At 71.5% G+C, this 17744-nt stretch carries 14 protein-coding genes; 5 read left to right on the top strand and 9 right to left on the bottom strand.

Features of this window, described 5'->3' with window-relative positions:
* Window positions 1-20 precede the first annotated feature (20 nt).
* Window positions 21-4388 (bottom strand): HAMP domain-containing protein, encoded by a 4368-nt coding sequence (locus tag ACFY3L_RS28335; RefSeq protein ID WP_389330343.1) that lies wholly within the window; start codon window positions 4386-4388, stop codon window positions 21-23.
* Window positions 4389-4563: 175 nt separating this feature from the next.
* On the opposite strand from ACFY3L_RS28335, the gene ACFY3L_RS28330 reads away from it, so the two are divergent.
* On the top strand, window positions 4564-6438 hold the full coding sequence (locus ACFY3L_RS28330) for a SpoIIE family protein phosphatase (protein WP_389330340.1): 1875 nt from the start codon (window positions 4564-4566) through the stop codon (window positions 6436-6438).
* A 49-nt stretch (window positions 6439-6487) separates the two neighbouring features.
* Here the strand turns inward: ACFY3L_RS28330 and ACFY3L_RS28325 are convergent, their stop codons facing one another.
* The 8 genes from ACFY3L_RS28325 to ACFY3L_RS28290 all read right to left on the bottom strand — a co-directional run bounded on the left by ACFY3L_RS28325 (window position 6488) and on the right by ACFY3L_RS28290 (window position 14141).
* A complete protein-coding gene (locus tag ACFY3L_RS28325; RefSeq protein ID WP_389330337.1) occupies window positions 6488-6952 on the bottom strand; it encodes a PH domain-containing protein in 465 nt (154 codons plus the stop codon).
* A 15-nt stretch (window positions 6953-6967) separates the two neighbouring features.
* Entirely contained in the window at window positions 6968-7567 is a 600-nt protein-coding gene (locus ACFY3L_RS28320; RefSeq protein ID WP_389330334.1) for a hypothetical protein, read from the bottom strand.
* 9 nt (window positions 7568-7576) lie between these two features.
* Window positions 7577-8779 carry an ABC transporter permease gene (locus tag ACFY3L_RS28315; RefSeq protein WP_389330331.1) on the bottom strand — a complete coding sequence of 401 codons (1203 nt, stop codon included), beginning with the start codon at window positions 8777-8779 and terminating at the stop codon, window positions 7577-7579.
* Entirely contained in the window at window positions 8776-9462 is a 687-nt protein-coding gene (locus ACFY3L_RS28310; protein ID WP_389330328.1) for an ABC transporter ATP-binding protein, read from the bottom strand. Before ACFY3L_RS28310 ends, ACFY3L_RS28315 begins: the two co-directional genes overlap by 4 nt.
* A gap of 14 nt (window positions 9463-9476) precedes the next feature.
* Window positions 9477-10703 (bottom strand): efflux RND transporter periplasmic adaptor subunit, encoded by a 1227-nt coding sequence (locus ACFY3L_RS28305; RefSeq protein ID WP_389330325.1) that lies wholly within the window; start codon window positions 10701-10703, stop codon window positions 9477-9479.
* Between the two features lie 68 nt (window positions 10704-10771).
* Window positions 10772-12340 (bottom strand): sensor histidine kinase, encoded by a 1569-nt coding sequence (locus ACFY3L_RS28300; protein WP_389330322.1) that lies wholly within the window; start codon window positions 12338-12340, stop codon window positions 10772-10774.
* Window positions 12341-12348: 8 nt separating this feature from the next.
* Window positions 12349-13065, bottom strand: coding sequence for a response regulator transcription factor (locus ACFY3L_RS28295; RefSeq protein WP_389330319.1), 717 nt, complete (start codon window positions 13063-13065; stop codon window positions 12349-12351).
* An 11-nt stretch (window positions 13066-13076) separates the two neighbouring features.
* Window positions 13077-14141 (bottom strand): efflux RND transporter periplasmic adaptor subunit, encoded by a 1065-nt coding sequence (locus ACFY3L_RS28290; RefSeq protein ID WP_389330316.1) that lies wholly within the window; start codon window positions 14139-14141, stop codon window positions 13077-13079.
* Window positions 14142-14270: 129 nt separating this feature from the next.
* Between ACFY3L_RS28290 and ACFY3L_RS28285 the strand changes: the two genes are divergently transcribed.
* The 4 genes from ACFY3L_RS28285 (at window position 14271) to ACFY3L_RS28270 (ending at window position 17714) form a co-directional block, all read left to right on the top strand.
* The gene (locus ACFY3L_RS28285) at window positions 14271-14831 is read left to right on the top strand and encodes a hypothetical protein (protein ID WP_389330313.1); all 561 of its coding nucleotides are present in this window, start codon (window positions 14271-14273) and stop codon (window positions 14829-14831) included.
* Window positions 14832-14989: 158 nt separating this feature from the next.
* Window positions 14990-15481 (top strand): hypothetical protein, encoded by a 492-nt coding sequence (locus tag ACFY3L_RS28280; RefSeq protein WP_389330310.1) that lies wholly within the window; start codon window positions 14990-14992, stop codon window positions 15479-15481.
* Window positions 15482-15646: 165 nt separating this feature from the next.
* The gene (locus tag ACFY3L_RS28275) at window positions 15647-16330 is read left to right on the top strand and encodes a response regulator transcription factor (RefSeq protein ID WP_389330307.1); all 684 of its coding nucleotides are present in this window, start codon (window positions 15647-15649) and stop codon (window positions 16328-16330) included.
* Entirely contained in the window at window positions 16323-17714 is a 1392-nt protein-coding gene (locus ACFY3L_RS28270) for a histidine kinase dimerization/phospho-acceptor domain-containing protein (RefSeq protein ID WP_389330304.1), read from the top strand. Before ACFY3L_RS28275 ends, ACFY3L_RS28270 begins: the two co-directional genes overlap by 8 nt.
* Window positions 17715-17744 lie beyond the last annotated feature (30 nt).

Genomic DNA, 17744 nt, shown 5'->3' with positions numbered 1-17744 from the left:
TTCATCCGTTTCGGAGCAACTTACACCGCCCGACCCTCCCCGTTCACCCAGGCGGACATCACGTCAAGCAGCTCATCAAGATCGACTGGCTTGGTGATGTAGTCGCTCGCCCCTGCGGCCAGGGACGACTCGCGGTCGCCAGGCATCGCCTTGGCGGTCAGGAACACCACCGGCAGGTTCGCGAAGCGCCGGTTGCGCCGGATCGCCCGGGTCGTCTCGTTGCCGTCCTGGTCGGGCATCATCGCGTCCATCAGCACGATGTCGACGCCCGGGTGCTCCGACAGCACGCGGACGCCGTCGGCGCCGTTGTCGGCGTACAGGACGGTCATGCCGTGCAGCTCGAGGGCGCTGGTGAGGGCGAAGACGTTGCGGACGTCGTCATCGACGATGAGCACGGTCGCACCGTCGAGCTGATGCGCGGCCGCGGTCGGGCGCCGCTCCGTGGTCGGCAACGCCCGCAGCATCGCCGGGCCGGGCGGCAGGCTGCGCACCGGCGGCTGAGGCTGCGCCGGCACGGTGTGCACGGTCTGGGTGACCTCGGTCGCGATGACGTCCGGCAGATAGAGGGTGAAGACGGCGCCCCGGCCGACCTCCGAGGTGACCCCGATCGCACCGCCGAGCAGCCGGGCCAGTTCGCGGCTGATCGACAGGCCGAGGCCGGTGCCACCGTACTTGCGGCTGGTGGTGCCGTCCGCCTGCTGGAACGCCTCGAAGATCAGCGCGACCTTGTCGTTGGAGATGCCGATCCCGGTGTCGGCGACCGCGAACGCGATCACCCGGCGCGCGCCGGCGAGCGTCGGCGACGTGAACTGCAGGTCGGGCGTGGCGACGCTGATCGACAGCGTGACGGCACCCTTCTCGGTGAACTTCACCGCGTTGGAGATCAGGTTGCGCAGGATCTGCTGGAGGCGCTGCGGGTCGGTGACGATCGCGGGCGGCAGCTCCTCGGCGGTGCTGACCGTGAAGTCGAGGCCCTTGTCCTCCGCCTGCGGGGCGAACGCCTGCTCCACGTACGAGCGGATCTCGTCGAAGGAGACCTCGCCGGGCTCCACGTCCATGCGACCCGCCTCGATCTTCGACAGGTCGAGGATGTCGTCGATGAGGGCGAGGAGGTCGGAGCCCGCGTTGTGGATCGTCGCGGCGAACTCGATCTGCTTCGCGGTCAGGTTGGCGTCCGGGTTGTCGGCGAGCAGCCGCGACAGCAGCAGCATCGAGTTGAGCGGGGTGCGCAGCTCGTGGCTCATGTTGGCGAGGAACTCCGACTTGTACTGCGACGCCTGCGCCAGCTGCTGCGCCTTCTCCTCGAGGCCGAGGCGGGCCATCTCGATCTCGCGGTTCTGCTTCTCGATGTTGCCCTTCTGCTCCGACAGCAGCGTCGCCTTCTCCTCCAGCTCGGCGTTGGTGCGCTGCAGCTCCGCGGACTGGTCCTGCAGCTCCAGCGCGAGGCGCTGCGACTGGGACAGCAGCTCCTCGGTCCGCCGGTTGGCGAGGATCGTCTTGAGCGCGACGCCGATGGTGACCACGAGCCGGTCGAGGAACGCCAGGTGCAGCTCGGAGAACGAGGCGACGCCGGCGAACTCGATGACGCCGAGCGGCTCGCCCTCGAACAGCACCGGCAGGACGACGAGGTCCGCGGGTGGGGTCGCGGCGACCCCGGAGCGGACCTGGAGCCGGCCGTCCTGGGGTGCGCTGACCCGGATCGCGCGGCGCGACAGCGACGCCTGCCCGATCAGGCCCTCACCGGGCGCGAAGCTGACCTCGGCGCCGGGCGCCATGTAGCCGTAGGACGCCTCGAGGCGCAGCCGCAGGCCGGACTCGGCATCGGCACTGGCCAGGAAGAACGCGCCGATCTGCGCGTCGACCAGCGGCGTCACCTCGGCCATGATCATGCGGCAGACCTCGCCGAGGTCGCGCTGGCCCTGCAGGAGGCCGCCGACGCGGGCCAGGTTGGAGTCGAGCCAGCCCTGCTCGGCGTTCTTCTTCGTCGTCTCGCGCAGCGTGACGATCATCTGGTTGATGTTGTCCTTGAGCTCGGCGACCTCGCCGAGCGCCTCGACCGCGATCCGCTGGGTCAGGTCGCCGCGGGTCACGGCGGTGGACACCTGAGAGATCGCCCGTAGCTGGGTGGTCAGCGTCGAGGCGAGCTGGTTGACGTTCTCCGTCAGGTCGCGCCAAGTGCCGGAGACGCCGCGCACCTGCGCCTGACCGCCGAGCTTGCCCTCGGAGCCGACCTCGCGGGCCACCCGCGTGACCTCGTCGGCGAACGACGACAACTGGTCCACCATCGTGTTGACCGTCGACTTCAGCTCCAGGATCTCGCCGTGCGCGTCGACGGTGATCTTCTGCGACAGGTCGCCACGGGCGACGGCGGTGGTGACCTGGGCGATGTTGCGGACCTGGGACGTCAGGTTGGACGCCATCGAGTTGACGTTGTCCGTCAGGTCCCGCCAGGTGCCGGAGACGCCCTTCACCTGGGCCTGGCCGCCCAGCTTGCCTTCCGTGCCGACCTCGCGCGCGACACGCGTGACCTCGTCGGCGAACGACGACAGCTGGTCGACCATCGTGTTGACGGTCGACTTGAGGGCGAGGATCTCACCCTGGGCGTCGACGGTGATCTTCTGCGACAGGTCACCGCGGGCCACGGCGGTCGCCACCTGCGCGATGTTGCGGACCTGGGCGGTGAGGTTGGACGCCATGAAGTTGACGTTGTCCGTCAGGTCGCGCCACGTGCCGGCGACGCCGCGCACCTGCGCCTGACCGCCGAGCTTGCCTTCCGTGCCGACCTCGCGGGCGACACGGGTGACCTCGTCGGCGAACGACGACAGCTGATCCACCATCGTGTTGACCGTCGACTTCAGCTCCAGGATCTCGCCCCGGGCGTCGACCGTGATCTTCTGCGACAGGTCACCACGGGCCACGGCGGTCGCCACCTGCGCGATGTTGCGGACCTGGGACGTCAGGTTGGACGCCATGAAGTTCACGTTGTCCGTCAGGTCGCGCCACGTGCCGGCGACACCCGTCACCTGCGCCTGACCGCCGAGCTTGCCTTCCGTGCCGACCTCGCGGGCGACACGGGTGACCTCGTCGGCGAACGACGACAGCTGATCCACCATCGTGTTGACCGTCGACTTCAGCTCCAGGATCTCGCCCCGGGCGTCGACCGTGATCTTCTGCGACAGGTCACCACGGGCCACGGCGGTCGCCACCTGCGCGATGTTGCGGACCTGGGACGTCAGGTTGGACGCCATGAAGTTCACGTTGTCCGTCAGGTCCCGCCACGTGCCGGCGACACCCGTCACCTGGGCCTGACCGCCGAGCTTGCCCTCCGTGCCGACCTCGCGCGCGACACGCGTGACCTCGTCGGCGAACGACGACAGCTGATCCACCATCGTGTTGACGGTGTCCTTGAGCTCGAGGATCTCGCCCTGCGCGACAACGGTGATCTTCTGCGACAGGTCGCCACGGGCCACGGCGGTGGCCACCTGGGCGATGTTGCGGACCTGGCCGGTGAGGTTGGACGCCATCGAGTTGACGTTGTCGGTGAGGTCCTTCCAGGTGCCGGCCACACCGGGCACGTCCGCCTGGCCGCCGAGCTTGCCCTCGGTGCCGACCTCGCGGGCCACGCGGGTCACCTGCTCGGCGAAGATCCGCAAGGTGTCGACGAGCGAGTTGATCGTCTCGGCGAGCTCGGCGACCTCGCCCTTCGCCGCGACGGTGATCTTCTGCGACAGGTCGCCTCGGGCGACGGCGGTGGCGGCGGTGGAGATCGAGCGGACCTGGCCGGTGAGGTTCGCGGCCATCGAGTTGACCGAGTCGGTGAGGTCGCGCCAGGTGCCGGCGACGCCCGTCACCTGCGCCTGGCCGCCGAGCTTGCCCTCGGTGCCGACCTCGCGGGCGACACGGGTGACCTCGTCGGCGAACGACGACAGCTGATCCACCATCGTGTTGACCGTGCGGCCGATGGTGAGGAACTCGCCCCGCAGCGGCCGGCCGTCGATCTCCAGCGCGAGCTGCTGCGACAGGTCGCCCTCGGCGACCGCGACGATGACCCGGGCGATCTCCGTCGTGGGCCGACCCAGGTCGTCGATCAGCGAGTTGACCGCGTGGATGCGGTCCAGCCACGCCCCCTCGAAGCCCTCCTCGTCGAGGCGCTCGGTCATGCGGCCCTCACGGCCGACGACCCGGCTGATCCTCATCACCTCGCGGGTGTGCCGCAGCTTGAGCTCGGCGAGCCGGTTGAAGCGCTCGACGACCTCACCGGGCAGCCCGTCGCGGCGGCTCAGCCGGTACTTCAGGTCGCCCGCAGCCAACCGGTCCAGCCCGGTGGACAGCTCTTCGAGCAGCAGCGTCTCGGGACTCTTCTGGGTGACTTCTTCGACTGTGGTCATAGCGTCTCCACCGGTCTCGGGGGCAGGCGGTGTCCACCCATCGTCGTCTCCAGGTTGGATTGTTACCACCGTTCGGTAGAGACTGCGAGGTGTGAACGCCCCGACCGTCCGGAGGATCCGGCTTCCGGCCGACCATAGCTCTCCTGGGCTGGCCCGCGAAGCGATCCGGACGATCGTGCACGAACGGGACCTGGGCGGCATTCTCGACGAGGCGCTGCTGCTGGTGACGGAGCTGACGACCAACAGCGTCGTGCACGCCGGCACCGAGGTCGACGTCGAGATCACCGCCGCGGACACATCGCTGACGGTCACCGTGCTGGACTTCAAACCCGGCACCGTCGTGCCCAACATCCCCACGCCCGGCACCGACCTGGACGAGCGCGGCCGCGGCCTGCTGCTCGTCGACCAGCTGGCGTCCTCGTGGGGCACCCTGCACTTCGGCGGCGGCAAGGGCGTCTGGTTCCGGCTGGACAAGAAGACCGGAGCCGTGGGCAGCGACAGGACGCCACCCAGCTTCGAGATCCCTGTCGCGCCCGCGCCGGAGGCCCTCAGCGCGCTCGGCTGGTCGGGCGTCGGCACGTCGCTGACCGAGGTCTCGGAGGAGCTGCTGCAGCGGCTCGTCGGCGTGATCGGCGCGACCGGCGCAGCGCTGACCATGGACGAGGGCGACGGCCCGCACACGATCGCCGCCGTCGGCCGGCTCACCGGGACCATCGACAGCGGCCTGCGGGTGCCGCTGCGGGTCACCAAGCCCTGGCGGGCGGAGCTGCTCGTCGCCGGCGGTGGCGGCAACCCGTACGCGCGGCCGCTGACGTCGCTCGCCGCGGACCGGCTGATGCTGCTGATCGAGAACCACCGGCTGCGCCGCGCCGACTCGGAGCGGCGCACCTGGCTGACGTTCCTCGCCGACGCCAGCGAGCTGCTCGCCCAGTCCCTCGACGTCGAGCTGACCCTCGCCCTCATCCCGCGGCTGGTGGTGCCGCGGCTGGGCACCTGGTGCGCGATCCACGCCGCCGACGCCGGCGGTGAGCTGCGGCTCGCCGCGGCCGCGCACGCCGACGAGGCCATGCTCCCCGGGCTGCTCGACGCGCTCGCGCAGGCGGCCCCGCAGCTGAAGGAGGCGATGGGCACCGACGCGGTGGTGCCGCTCGGCACGCCGCTGGAGGGGTATGTCATCGCGCTGATCGCCCGTGGGCAGCACCTGGGCACGCTGACCGTCGGCGGCAGCGGCGACACGTGGCAGCGCAGCGAGGAGATCGCCGTCGTCGAGGACGTGGCCCGCCGCGCCGCGCTCGCGATCGACAACGCCAACATCCACGCGGAGCGGCGCAGCATCGCCCAGGCCCTGCAGCGCTCGCTGCTGCCGCCGCAGCTGCCGAAGGCCGAGGGCGTGGAGTTCGGCGCCGAATACGTGCCGACCGGCGAAGGGGTCGACGTCGGCGGCGACTTCTACGACGTGGTGCCGCTCTCCGGCCGCCGCTGGCTGGTGGTCGTCGGCGACGTGTCGGGCAAGGGCGTCCAGGCGGCGACGGTCACCGGGCTGGTACGGGACGTCACCCGCGTCCTGGTCCGCGACGGCCGGCCGATGCCCGAGACACTGAAGCGGATCAACGAGACGCTGATCGATCGGGGCGCCGGCCGCTTCTGCACGCTGTGCCTGGCGGAGATCCTGCGCCGGCCCGACGGCACCCTGGACGTGGCGCTGCACCTCGCCGGGCACGACCAGCCGGTGCTGCTGCGCGCCGACGGCAGCACGGAGCTCGCCGGCAGGTGCGGCACCGCCCTCGGCCTGCTCGACACGATCAACACCCCGCGCACCCAGATCACGCTGCAGCCCGGCGACACGCTGATCTTCTACACCGACGGCGTCACCGAGCGCCGCCGCGGCACGGAGCTCTTCGGCGTCGACCGGCTGCGCGAGGAGGCGGCGCTGCTGGCCGGCTTCCCCGCCGACGTGGTCGTCGCCCGCCTGCGCGCGACGACGCTCAGCTTCTCCGCGGAGTCCCCCCGCGACGACATCGCCATCTTCGCCGTCCGCAACGACAGCTAAAGCCAAGCGACAGCTAGAAACCCAACGACACCTAGAAACCCGACGACACCTAGAAACCGCGCAGCCGGAGCAGCTCTTCGTAGACGTCGGCCGGGTGCGCGTTGAGGTCGTACCGGCTGAGCAGGAACAGATGCTCGCCCGCGTCGATCTCCAAGAGCTCGCTGCGCAGGCCACCACGGGACCGGGCGTCGACGCGCATCCGCTCGACCTGCACCCAGTCGACCCGGCGGCGGCCCGCGTAGCCGCTGACGACGGTGACCCCGTCCAGGTCGGCGGCGAGACGGACCGGTGCGACGAAGTCCCGCAGCGCATAGATGCCGAGGATGGCCGCGGCGACCACCGCGGCGGTGAGCATCCGGCGGTCGCTCGCGGCGAACACGCCGGCGACCAGGAGGCCGATCGCCGCGCAGCCCTTCAGCGCGGCGAAGCCGGTCGACACCCGCCACCGCAAGGCGGTCACGGGCGGCTGCGGCTGCGGCATCGAGGAGTCGAAGGTTCCGCTGCGGAGGTCCATGCCCCCCAGCATGCGCTATTTCGTCTTGGTGATCGAGGTGGCGGTGACGGTCCCGTCGGCGTTCTGGCCGACGACCGTCACGCTGGAGCCGGCGGTGAGGTCCTTCAGCGCACCCGGCGTGCTGACGGTGGTCGTGCCGCTGGTCTTCACGATCAGCGTCTGGCCGTCGGCGGTCTCCACATAGACGGTGGTGCCGTCGACGAGCTTGACGGTGCCGGTGATGCCGCCGCGGGTCCCGCCCTGCGCGCCACCCTGCGCGCCGGTGCCGGCCTGACCACCGTTGAAGCCGCGGCCGGCGAACTGGCTGGCGAGCGCCGCCGGGTTGACGCCGCCGGGACCGGTGGCGGCCGCCGGCGCGGTGCCGTAGGACTTCTGCACCTGGGCGCCGCCGACGAAGCCGGCGACCAGCAGCGCCAGCCCCGCCAGGACGAACGTGGCCCGGTTGGCGAGCCGGCGCGGCGCCGCCTTGGTGATCCGCTCGTTCAGGTCGTCGTCGAGCGGCTGCGCGAGCAGGTCGTCCGGCTCTTCCACGACCACGGGCTCGAGGACCACGGTGTCCGGGTCGTCCAGCTGATCCAGTGTCGATGCGTTGGGCCGGCGGAAGGCGTGGCTCACGGGAATCTCCTACTCATAGCGCAGCGCTTCGATGGGGCGCAGGCCGGCGGCGCGGCTGGCCGGGTAGCTGCCGAAGAACAGCCCGATCGCGACCGAGAACCCCAGCGCCAGGAAGACCGAGCTGGGCACGATGACGGGCTTGATGCTGACGATCGTGAAGCGGCTGCCGATCACCGCCGCGGCCACGCCCAGGAGGCCGCCGATCAGGCTCAGCACGGTCGCCTCGACCAGGAACTGGGTGAGGATCGTGCGCTTCGGCGCGCCGAGCGCCTTGCGGATGCCGATCTCCCGGGTCCGCTCGGTGACGGTGACCATCATGATGTTGGTGATGCCGATGCCGCCGACCAGCAGGCTGATCCCGGCGACCGCGCCGAGCAGCAGCGTGAAGGTCTCCGCGGTGTTCGCGCGGGTCTCCAGCAGCTGCGACGCGTTCTGGATGCGGTACGCGCTGGTGCTCGACCCGGTGATGTTCAGCTTCGCGTTGAGGATCGCGGTGACCTCGCCCTGCGCGTCGGTGACGTCCTCCGGCGCGGTCGCCTGCACCAGCAGCTGGTTCAGCGACCCGTAGCCGGTCAGCGACTCCTGCACCGCGGTGACCGGGGCGATCGCGACGTCGTTGGGGTCGGTGAAGCCGGTGCCACCCTTGTCGGCGAGCACCCCGACGACGGTGAAGAGCTTGCCGGAGACCGTGATCTGCTTCGACAGCGGGTCGACGGCGCCGAACAGCTCCTCCGCGACGGTCTTGCCGATGAGCACGACCTTGCGGGAGTCCTTGACGTCCTCGTCGGTGAAGAGGGCGCCCTTGTCGACCTTGAAGTTCGAGGCCGCGACGTAGCCCGGGTACGTGCCGACGAACTGCGCGATCGTGTGGTCGGTCCCCTCGTAGGTGGCCGACTGCGAGCCGGTGACGACCGGCGAGACGCTGCGCACGTGCGGCGCCTCGTCCTTGTCCGACAGCGCCGGGACCAGGTCCATGGTGAGGGCGGTGCTCGTCGTCGCCGCCGCGCCCCGGGCGCCGCCGCCACCGCCTGCCGTGACCGTCAGCGTGTTGGTCCCCAGCGACTCGATCTGCTTCTGTACCGCCTGTGCCGAGCCGTTGCCGACCGCGACGAGCAGAATGACGGCCGCGACGCCGATGAGGATGCCGAGCACGGTGAGACCGGACCGCAGCTTGTTGGCGGTGATCGCCCGCAAGGCGAAGAGGATGTTCATGTCAGCCGCTCATCCTGGACGATGTGTCCGTCGACGAGCCGGATCAGTCGCTTCGCCCGCTCGGCGACGTCCGGCTCGTGGGTGATCAGCACGATCGTCCGGCCCGACGCGCTGAGCCGGTCGAAGACGGCCAGGACGTCGTTGGTGGACTGCGTGTCGAGGTTGCCGGTCGGCTCGTCGGCGAGCACCAGCGCCGGCGCGGTGACCAGCGCCCGCGCGACGGCGACCCGCTGCTGCTGGCCGCCGGAGAGCTGGTTGGGCTCGTGGCCGGCGCGGTCGGCGAGCCCGACCATCGCCAGGGCGAGGTTGGCCCGGCGGCGGCGCTCCGCGGACTTCACCCCCGCGTAGGCGAGGGGGAGCTCGACGTTGGCGAGGGCGCTGGTACGCGCGATCAGGTTGAACGCCTGAAACACGAACCCGATCCGCCGGTTGCGCACGAGCGCGAGCTGCCGGTCGTTGAGGCGGCTCACGTCGACGCCGTCGAGCAGGTACTTGCCGCTCGTCGGGATGTCGAGGCAGCCGAGAATGTTCATCAGTGTCGACTTGCCGGAGCCCGACGAGCCCATGATGGCGACGTAGTCGCCGCGCTCGACGGTCAGCGACACCCCGCGCAGGGCCTGGACCTCGGTCTCGCCCTGCCCGTAGATCTTCTTGACCTTCTGGACGTCCAGCACTGGGTGCATGACCGGCGCTCCCATCAGTTGCCCTGGCGGCCGCCGCCGCCACCGGTGAAGCCGCCGCCACCGCCGGTGAAGCCGCCTCCGCCGCCGGGGAAGTTGCCGCCGCCGGGGAACTGGTTCGTGCTGGTGCCGGTCGAGGTGGTCGTCGTGGTGATCACGACCTGCTCGCCGGCCTTGAGCCCCGACCTGATCTCGACGAACGAGCCGCCGGTGATGCCGACCTCGACCGTCCGGGTCTCCACCTGGCCGTTGACCTGCACCTGGACGGTGCGCTGCCCGCCGGCCGTGCGCAGCGCCTGGGTCGGGATGCGCACCGCGTTCTGCGCCTCGGCGATCGTGACGACCGCCGTGGTGCTCTGCCCGAGCCGCACCCCTTCCGGCAGCGTGTCCAGGCCGATGACCACCGCGTAGGAGTTGACGTTGTTGCTGGTCGTCGCCGTCGGCGAGATCGTGCTGACCTTGCCGGTGGCGCGGGTGCCGCTGAGCGCGCTCCAGCTGACCTCCGCGGCCTGGCCGGGCTTGAGCTTCGTCGCGTCGGCCTCCGCGAAGCCGGCGTTGATCTGCAGCTTCGTCAGGTCGGCGAGCTGGATGAAGCCGGTCGAGCCGCTGTTGGGGGAGGTCGTGCCGCCGGTACCGCCGCCGCCGGACGAACCGGAGGACGACCCGGAAGACGACGAGGCCGATCCGACGGCGCCGTTGACGGCGGTGACCGTGCCGGCGATCGGCGCGGTCAGGACGGTGCCGTTCACCGTCGTCTGCGCCGACGTGACGTTGGCCTGCGCGGTCGCGACCTGCGCCTCCGCGGAGGCGATCGTGGCGTCGTCGGCGTTGTTGTTCTCCGCCCGGGTCAGCGCCGCCTTCGCCGCGGTCAGGTTGGCCTTGGCGGTGCTCAGCGACGCGTTCGCCGCCGTAGGGTCGATCTTCGCCAGGACCTGCCCCTTGGTGACCACGTCGCCGACCTTCACGTCCACCTCGGTGACCGTGCCCGAGCTGGTGAAGTTGGCGTTGGCGGTCGCGGAGCTGGCGACCGAGCCCGACGCCGACACCGTCTGCGACACCGTGCCCTGCGTGACCGCGACGACCCTGGTCCGCGTGGTGGTCTGCGACGCCTGGGCCGCCGCCGGGCCGGAGACGATCTGGTAGGCCCAGAGCCCGCCGCCGGCCACGGCGACCGCGAGCCCGGCGTTGATCAGGCCGACGGAGTTCAGACGAGGCCGGCGAAGCGACGGCAGCGACACACGCATGAGGGGAATCGTGGTGGGTGCCGCTCGGAGCGACCCTCAGCTTCCCTCGGAGTTACCTCGGAATTCTGTTATCCGTTTTCATCCGATTCGTCATCCTTGAGCGAGGCATCGAAGTCCGGCTCGTCCATCGCCGGCAGCAGCACGCGGAACCGCGCACCGGCGCCCGGCGCCGTCCACAGCTCGACCCGCCCGCCGTGCGCCTGCACGATCGCCGCGACGATGGCGAGGCCCAGTCCGGCGCCGCCGTGCCGGCGGGAGCGGGAGCCCTCCGCGCGGTACAGGCGCTCGAACACCCTGGTGGCGTCCTCCGGCTTCATGCCCGGTCCCGTGTCGCTGACCTCGATCGCGGCGAGCGGCACCCCCTCGGGCAGCGGCGCACCGATCGACGCGGTCGGCGGCGCGGTGTCGCCGGTCGCCCGCCCGACCCGGACGACGACGCGGGTGTCCTCCGGCGTGTGCTGCAGCGCGTTGCTGACCAGGTTGGCGACGACCTGCCGGATGCGCGCCTCGTCGCCCTCCACGGTCACCGGCTCGAACGTCACCGACTGGTCGTCCAGCGCTGACAGTTGCACGAACCGGGTCGGCACCCGCACGTGCGCGTCGCGCACCGAGTCGGCGGCGACGGCGAGCAGGTCCACCGGGTGCCGCTGCAGGGGTCGCTCCTCGTCCATCCGGGCCAGGGTCAGCAGGTCGTTGACGAGCAGCCGCATCCTGCTGACCTCGGCCTCGATGCACGCCATCGCCTCGTCCAGCGCGGGTCCGGGCGGGGCACCGCCGCGCCGGTACAGCTCGGCGAAGCCCTGCACGGAGGTCAGCGGCGTCCGCAGCTCGTGCGCGGCGTCGGCGAGGAACTGGCGCAGCCGGCGCTCCGATTCGGCGCTGTCGTCGACGGCCTCCTCGATGCGGGTGAGCATCGTGTTCAGCGCGATGCCGAGCCGCCCCGACTCGGTGTGCGGGTCGGCGTCGACGATCCGGCTGGAGAGGTTGCCGCCGGCGATCTCGACCGCGGTCTCCTCCATGCGGGTCAGCGGGCTCAGCCCGACCCGCACCAGCGACGCCGTCGCGAAGCCGGCGAAGCCGAGCACGATCAGGCTCACCAGCAGCGAGTACTGCAGCATCTGGTCCCGGGTGTCCTGGATCTCGACGAGGGAGACGGCGTTCGCGCCGTATCCGCTGCCCGCCTGGGAGGGCAGTGGGAACACGATCACCCGCCAGTCCTCGCCGGCCGGGCTGGTGACCGTGAACGGCTTCGGGTTCTCGGCCCGCTGCCGGATGTCGCCGAAGAGCGCCGGGTCCAGCACGGCGGTCTGCGGATCCTTGAGCTTGCCCGCGCTGTCGAAGCGGTAGATCTGGTACAGCGGCCCGGGAAAGAACTCGCCGTTGTACCGCTCGCGCCGCCCGGTCACCGAGGCGCTCGGGGCCGGGTTGGGGCTCGCGCCAGGGTTCGGGTTGCGGCCCGCGAACGCGGGCGGGTGCGCCGAGCGCTCCAGCTGGTCGTCGATGCGCTGCATCAGGTACCAGTTGAGCAGCCCGACGCCGATCGCGTTGGCGGCGACGAGGGCGACCCCGGCCAGGGCCACCACGGAGACGACGATCCTCGTGCGGACCGTCCATTGGCGCCACGGCCTGAGTCTCACCGCTGCCGCTACTTCTGGGGCAGCCGCAGCGCGTAACCGACCCCGCGGACGGTGTGGATCAGCGGCGGATCCCACTTGTCGACCTTGCGGCGCAGGTAGTAGACGTACGACTCGACGATGCGCCCGTCGCCGCCGAAGTCGTAGTTCCACACGCGGTCCAGGATCTGCGCCTTGCTGACCACCCGGCCGGCGTTGGTCAGCAGGTACCGCAGCAGATTGAACTCGGTCGGGGAGAGGTCGACCCGGTGCCCGCCGCGGCGGACCTCGTGCGCGTCCTCGTCCATCTCCAGGTCCGCGTAGCGCAGCACCCCGCCGTCGACGAGCTGCTGCTGCTCGCCCAGGCTGCGGCGCAGGATCGCGCGGATCCGCAGCACGACCTCCTCCAGGCTGAATGGCTTCGCGACGTAGTCGTCGGCGCCGACCGTCAGCCCCGAGATGCGGTCCTCGACGGAGTCCCGCGCGGTCAGGAACAGCACCGGCACCGGCCGCTGACCGGTGCGCAGCCGCTGCGCGACCTCGAACCCGTCCAGGTCGGGCATCATCACGTCGAGCACGACCAGGTCGGGCGCGAACTCGGCGGCGGCCGCGAGGGCCTCCCGTCCGCCGCCGGCGACCTTCACGTCGAAGCCCGTCAGCCGCAACGTCGCGGACAGCAGGGCACGGATGCTCGCCTCGTCGTCCACGACGAGGACCTTCGGCTGCGGCGCGTTCGCCTGCACGGTCATCGGCTCCATCGTCACCGACCTGCCGTCAGGATCTCGTCGCCTTCGGCAAGTCCGCTCGTGATCTCGGTGTTGACGTCGCCGCGCAGCCCCGTCCCGACCTTGCGCTCCTCGTCGCGGCCGTTGACCCTGACCACGACCAGCCCTCCGCGCACGGCCGTGGAGGGCACCGACAGCACGCCGTCCACGGACGCGGTGACCACTGCGACAGTAGCGCTCTGGCCGTAGAGCAGCGTGTCGGGCACCTTGTCGAACGCGATCAGCGCCGCGTAGCGCACCAGCCGGTTCGACACCGTGCCGGCCGGGTCGATCTGGATGACCTTGCCGTCGTACTTCGCGCTCGCGTTGTCCGGCAGCGTGATCCGGGCGACCTGCCCGGCCTTGAGGTGCGCCACCTCCGCCTCGGTGAACTGCGCCTTCACCACGACGTCGCCGGTGCCGGCGAGCGTGATCACGCTCGAGCCGGCGGTGGACCCGACGGTGCCGTTCACGGCGAGGATCTTGCCCGCGAGCGGCGCGGTGATCACCGTCCCGGCCAGCTTGGCGTTGGCCTGGGTGAGGGTGAGCTTCGCGTTGTTGAGCCGCTGCTGCGCGTTGAGCAGGTTGTCGCTGGCGTTCTGGACACTGTTCTGGTTGCCGTTGCCGGCCACGGGGTTCTGTCCGCCGCCGGGCGCGCGGCTGGCGCTCGCGCTGACACTGGGCGTGCTGGTGGCACTCGCCTGGGCGGTCTCCGCGCGGTCGAGGGCGTCCTCGGCGCTGTCGACGCTCTTCTCGGCGGCGTCCACCGACTCCTGCGCGGCGGTCGCGTCGATCCTGGCCAGCACCATGCCGGCCGCGACGACGTCGCCGGGCTTGACGTTGAGCTCGGTCAGCGTGCCGCTGCTGGTGAACCCGAGGGTGCGGCTCTGCTGCGCCTGCACCGTCCCCGACGCGGAGACCGTCGTCGAGACCGTCCCGCGGGTCACCTTCGCCGTGCTCACCTTCGCCGGCGCCGCCTTCTCGCCGCCGTTCTGCAGGACCCCCACGACGACCGCGGCCGCGAGCACGGCAGCCCCTCCGGCCAGCCACCAGACCTTCATGCCTGCAAGTTCACCGGCCCCGGCTCCCCATCACCTCGACCGGACCTCAAAGTTTCCTGGGAAGGCGCTCTCACCGAATTTTGAGGTCCAGCCCACGGTGCGTCGAGGTTCGCGCCGTTGCATGTGGTGATGACCAAGCGGATCGGTGGCGCCGCTCTCGCGCTCGCCGCGGTGGCGTTCTTCGCCACAGCCTGCGGATCGTCGGACAGCGCGGCGCCGGCAACGGCTGCCTCCGGCACCGACTACGCGTCGTGCCTGCGCGACAACGGCGTCAACCTGCCGCAGATGAACGGCTCCGGACGCCCCACCGCCCGCCCGTCCGGCAACCCGTCGGGCCGTCCGACCGCGTTCCCGTCAGGGCCGCGCCCGTCCGGCAGCGGTGGGTTCCGCGGCGGTGGCGGCGGCTTCTTCGGCACTGCCGCGCCGAACGGCGTGGACCAGCAGACCTGGGAAAAGGCGCAGAAGGCCTGCGAGTCGCTGCGCCCGACCGCGTTCCCGAGCGGCGGTTTCGGCAATGGCGGCGGCGGCAACGGCGGAGGTCGCGACGCGGCGTACCGCAACTGCCTGACCGAGCACGGCGTCACCGTCAGCGGCCCGGTCGACCAGCTCGACACCGGCGACGCGAAGGTGGCGGCCGCCGTCACCGCCTGCGCTCCCCTCAAGCCCAGCCCTCGCCCGTCCGCTTCGTAGCCCTCCCCGGTTGCCGGACAGGCTGTGCGCCGATCTTGCCGGCGTGGTGGTGGCAAAAAGGACACTGTGGGAGTGTCCTGGCACTACGCCCGCAAGATCGGCGCACGAAAAGTGCCGGAAGCGCGTGTCGCTGAGCGCGAACCGTCGTTGCCTTCGATATGGAGACGCTGGACACATTCACGTGCACATTCCTGCCGGCCACGGCACTGGCGAAGCTCTCCCCCGCGACCATCCGCCGCCACGTCCAGGTGCTGCGCGGCTGCGCCGGCGACCGTGACGCCGTCGCCGTCGTCGCCCGCTGCACGTCCCGCGCCTCCCGGAACAGTGTGCTGATGCTGACCCGCAGCCGCCTCGTGATCACCACCGAGTCGCCGCTGCTGCGCCGGGTCTCCCTGCACCTCAACACCGACCTGCACTCGCTCGCCGACGTCACCTGGACCCCCGAGCCGACCCGCTCCGGCATCCAGCTCGGCGTGACCGCCATCGACGGCGTCCGCGAGAACATCTGGGTCCGCCTCACGAACAAGGCCGAGATGCGGCGCCTCGACGAGGCCCTCAAGCAGGCGTTCCGCACGCCGTGGGGCGTGATCGCCGCCGCCACCACGCCCCGGGTGCCCGCTCTGGCCACGGCGGCCCTCCGCATCGCCTGAGCGATCAGCCGGCCTCCGCGTCACTCAGGCAATCGGCTCACCCTTCACAGCAGGCGCTGGCTTCCGCGCGAAGGGTGAGCCGATCGATGCCCTTGTATCCGACTGGCCGGAGATCCAAACATCGCCCGAACATCGGGCGGGGTGCGGGCGCGGCAGAATGAGCCCGTGGATCAGGGCAAGGGGCTGGTGCTGGTCGTCGAGGACGAGCGGCCGATCGCCGACCTGCTGCGCATGTATCTGGCGCGCGAGGGCTTCGGGGTGCACGTCGAGCACGACGGCACGGCGGGCCTGGCCGCGGCGCGGAAGTTGCGGCCCGTCGCGTGTGTGCTGGACATCGCCCTGCCGGGGATGGACGGCACGGAGATCTGCCGGCGGCTGCGGGAGGCCGGTGACTGGACGCCGGTGCTGTTCCTGACCGCGCGGGACGACGAGGTCGACCGGATCCTCGGGCTGGAGCTGGGCGGCGACGACTACGTGACCAAGCCGTTCAGCCCGCGGGAGCTGGTCTCGCGGGTGAAGGCGGTGCTGCGCCGCACGCAGGGGCCGCCCGACGTCGAGCGGATCCGCACCGTCGGCCCCGTCACGCTCGACCCCGCACGGCGGGAATGCCGGGTCGGCGGCACGCCGGTGGCGCTGACGTCGACGGAGTTCGCGCTGCTGGCGCACCTGATGCAGCGCCCGGGGCGGGTGTTCACGCGGGAGGAGCTGCTCGGCTCGGTGTGGGGGTACGCCGCGCACTCCGGCACCCGGACGGTCGACGTGCACGTGGCGCAGGTGCGCGGGAAGCTCGGCGCCGCGGCGGGGGTGCTCAGGACGGTGCGGGGCGTCGGGTACACCGCCGATGCCTAGGTCCGGGTTCAGGTCCATCGCCGCGCGCAGCGCGCTGGTCACCTGCCTGGTCGCGGTCATCTCGGTGCTGGTGACGGCGCTCGTCGGGGCGCCGCTGGCGGTCCAGGAGGCCAACCGGGCGGCCCGGATCCGGCTGGCCGACGAGGCGACGCTGACCGCCGAGCTGCTGCGCCCCCGGTTCAACACGCCCAGGAGCACGGACGAGCAGGTGATCGTCGAGCGGCTGCGGAACCGCGGGATCGAGGTCTACCTGATCCGGGCGGGGCAGGCGGATCGCGAAGGGCTGCCGGACGGGGTGGTCAGGACGGTCGGGGCCGGGCGGCAGGTCCCGGTCCGGCGGGCGATGGTGGACCAGCGGGTGCGGTTCGTGGTCGGGCGGCCGGTCGGCAACGCGGGCAACGGGGTGGTGCTGACCGAGCGGGTGCCGTCGCGGCAGGCGACCATCGCGCGGCTGTGGGGTCAGTTGTGGATGGCGCTGCTGGCCGGGTTGGCGGCCGGGCTGCTGGCGGGCGTGCTGCTGGCCAGGAGGATCGCGCGGCCCATCCGTACCGTGGCGGACGCGGCGAATCGGCTCACCGCCGGCGACCGGTCGGTCACGCTGGACGCGGACGGGCCGGCAGAGGTGGCGGATCTGGCGCACGCGGTGAACGCTCTGACCGCGGCCCTCGCCACGAGCGAGGGGCGCGAGCGGGACTTCCTGCTGTCGGTGTCGCACGAGCTGCGCACGCCGCTGACGACGATCCGCGGCTATGCGGAGGCGCTCGCGGACGGGGTGGTGGGTCCGGACGGGGCGCAGCGGGCGGGGCAGACGGTGCTCGACGAGGCGGAGCGGCTGGACCGGCTGATCGCCGATCTGCTGGTGCTGGCCCGGCTGGAGGCCGCGGACCTGCCGGTCGAGGTGGTCGACGTGGATCTGACGCAGCTGGTGGCGGCGACCGCCGAGGCGTGGGGCGGGCGGCTCACGGCGGCGGGGCTGCTGCTGCGCACGGAGCTGCCGCCGATGCCGGTGCCGGTGCGCACCGACCCGGGAAGGGTCCGCCAGATCGTCGACGGCCTGCTGGAGAACGCGCTCCGGGTCGTGCCGTCCGAGCAGACGACGGGGGTGCCGGTGGTGCTGGCGCTGGTGTGGGGGCCGGCGGAGGCGTCGATCGAGATCCGTGACGGCGGGCCCGGGTTCACCGACGACGACCTGGCGGTGGCGTTCGAGCGGGGTGCGTTGTCGCGGCGGTACCAGGGCGCGCGCAAGGTCGGCAGCGGGCTGGGGCTGGCCCTCGCCGCGCGGATGGCCCGCCGGCTCGGCGGCAGGATCGAGGCCGGCCACGCACCCGAGGGAGGGGCGAGATTCACGGTGACGGTGCCGTTTGGGCCGGGTGAGAGGAGGTAGTGCACCCGTCGGCCCAATTGCGGAACTGCT

This window comes from Dactylosporangium sp. NPDC000521 (genome assembly GCF_042898305.1).
Classification (GTDB): domain Bacteria; phylum Actinomycetota; class Actinomycetes; order Mycobacteriales; family Micromonosporaceae; genus Dactylosporangium.
Note: the sequence above shows the minus strand (reverse complement) of the source record. Positions and strands in the feature narration are given on the sequence as shown.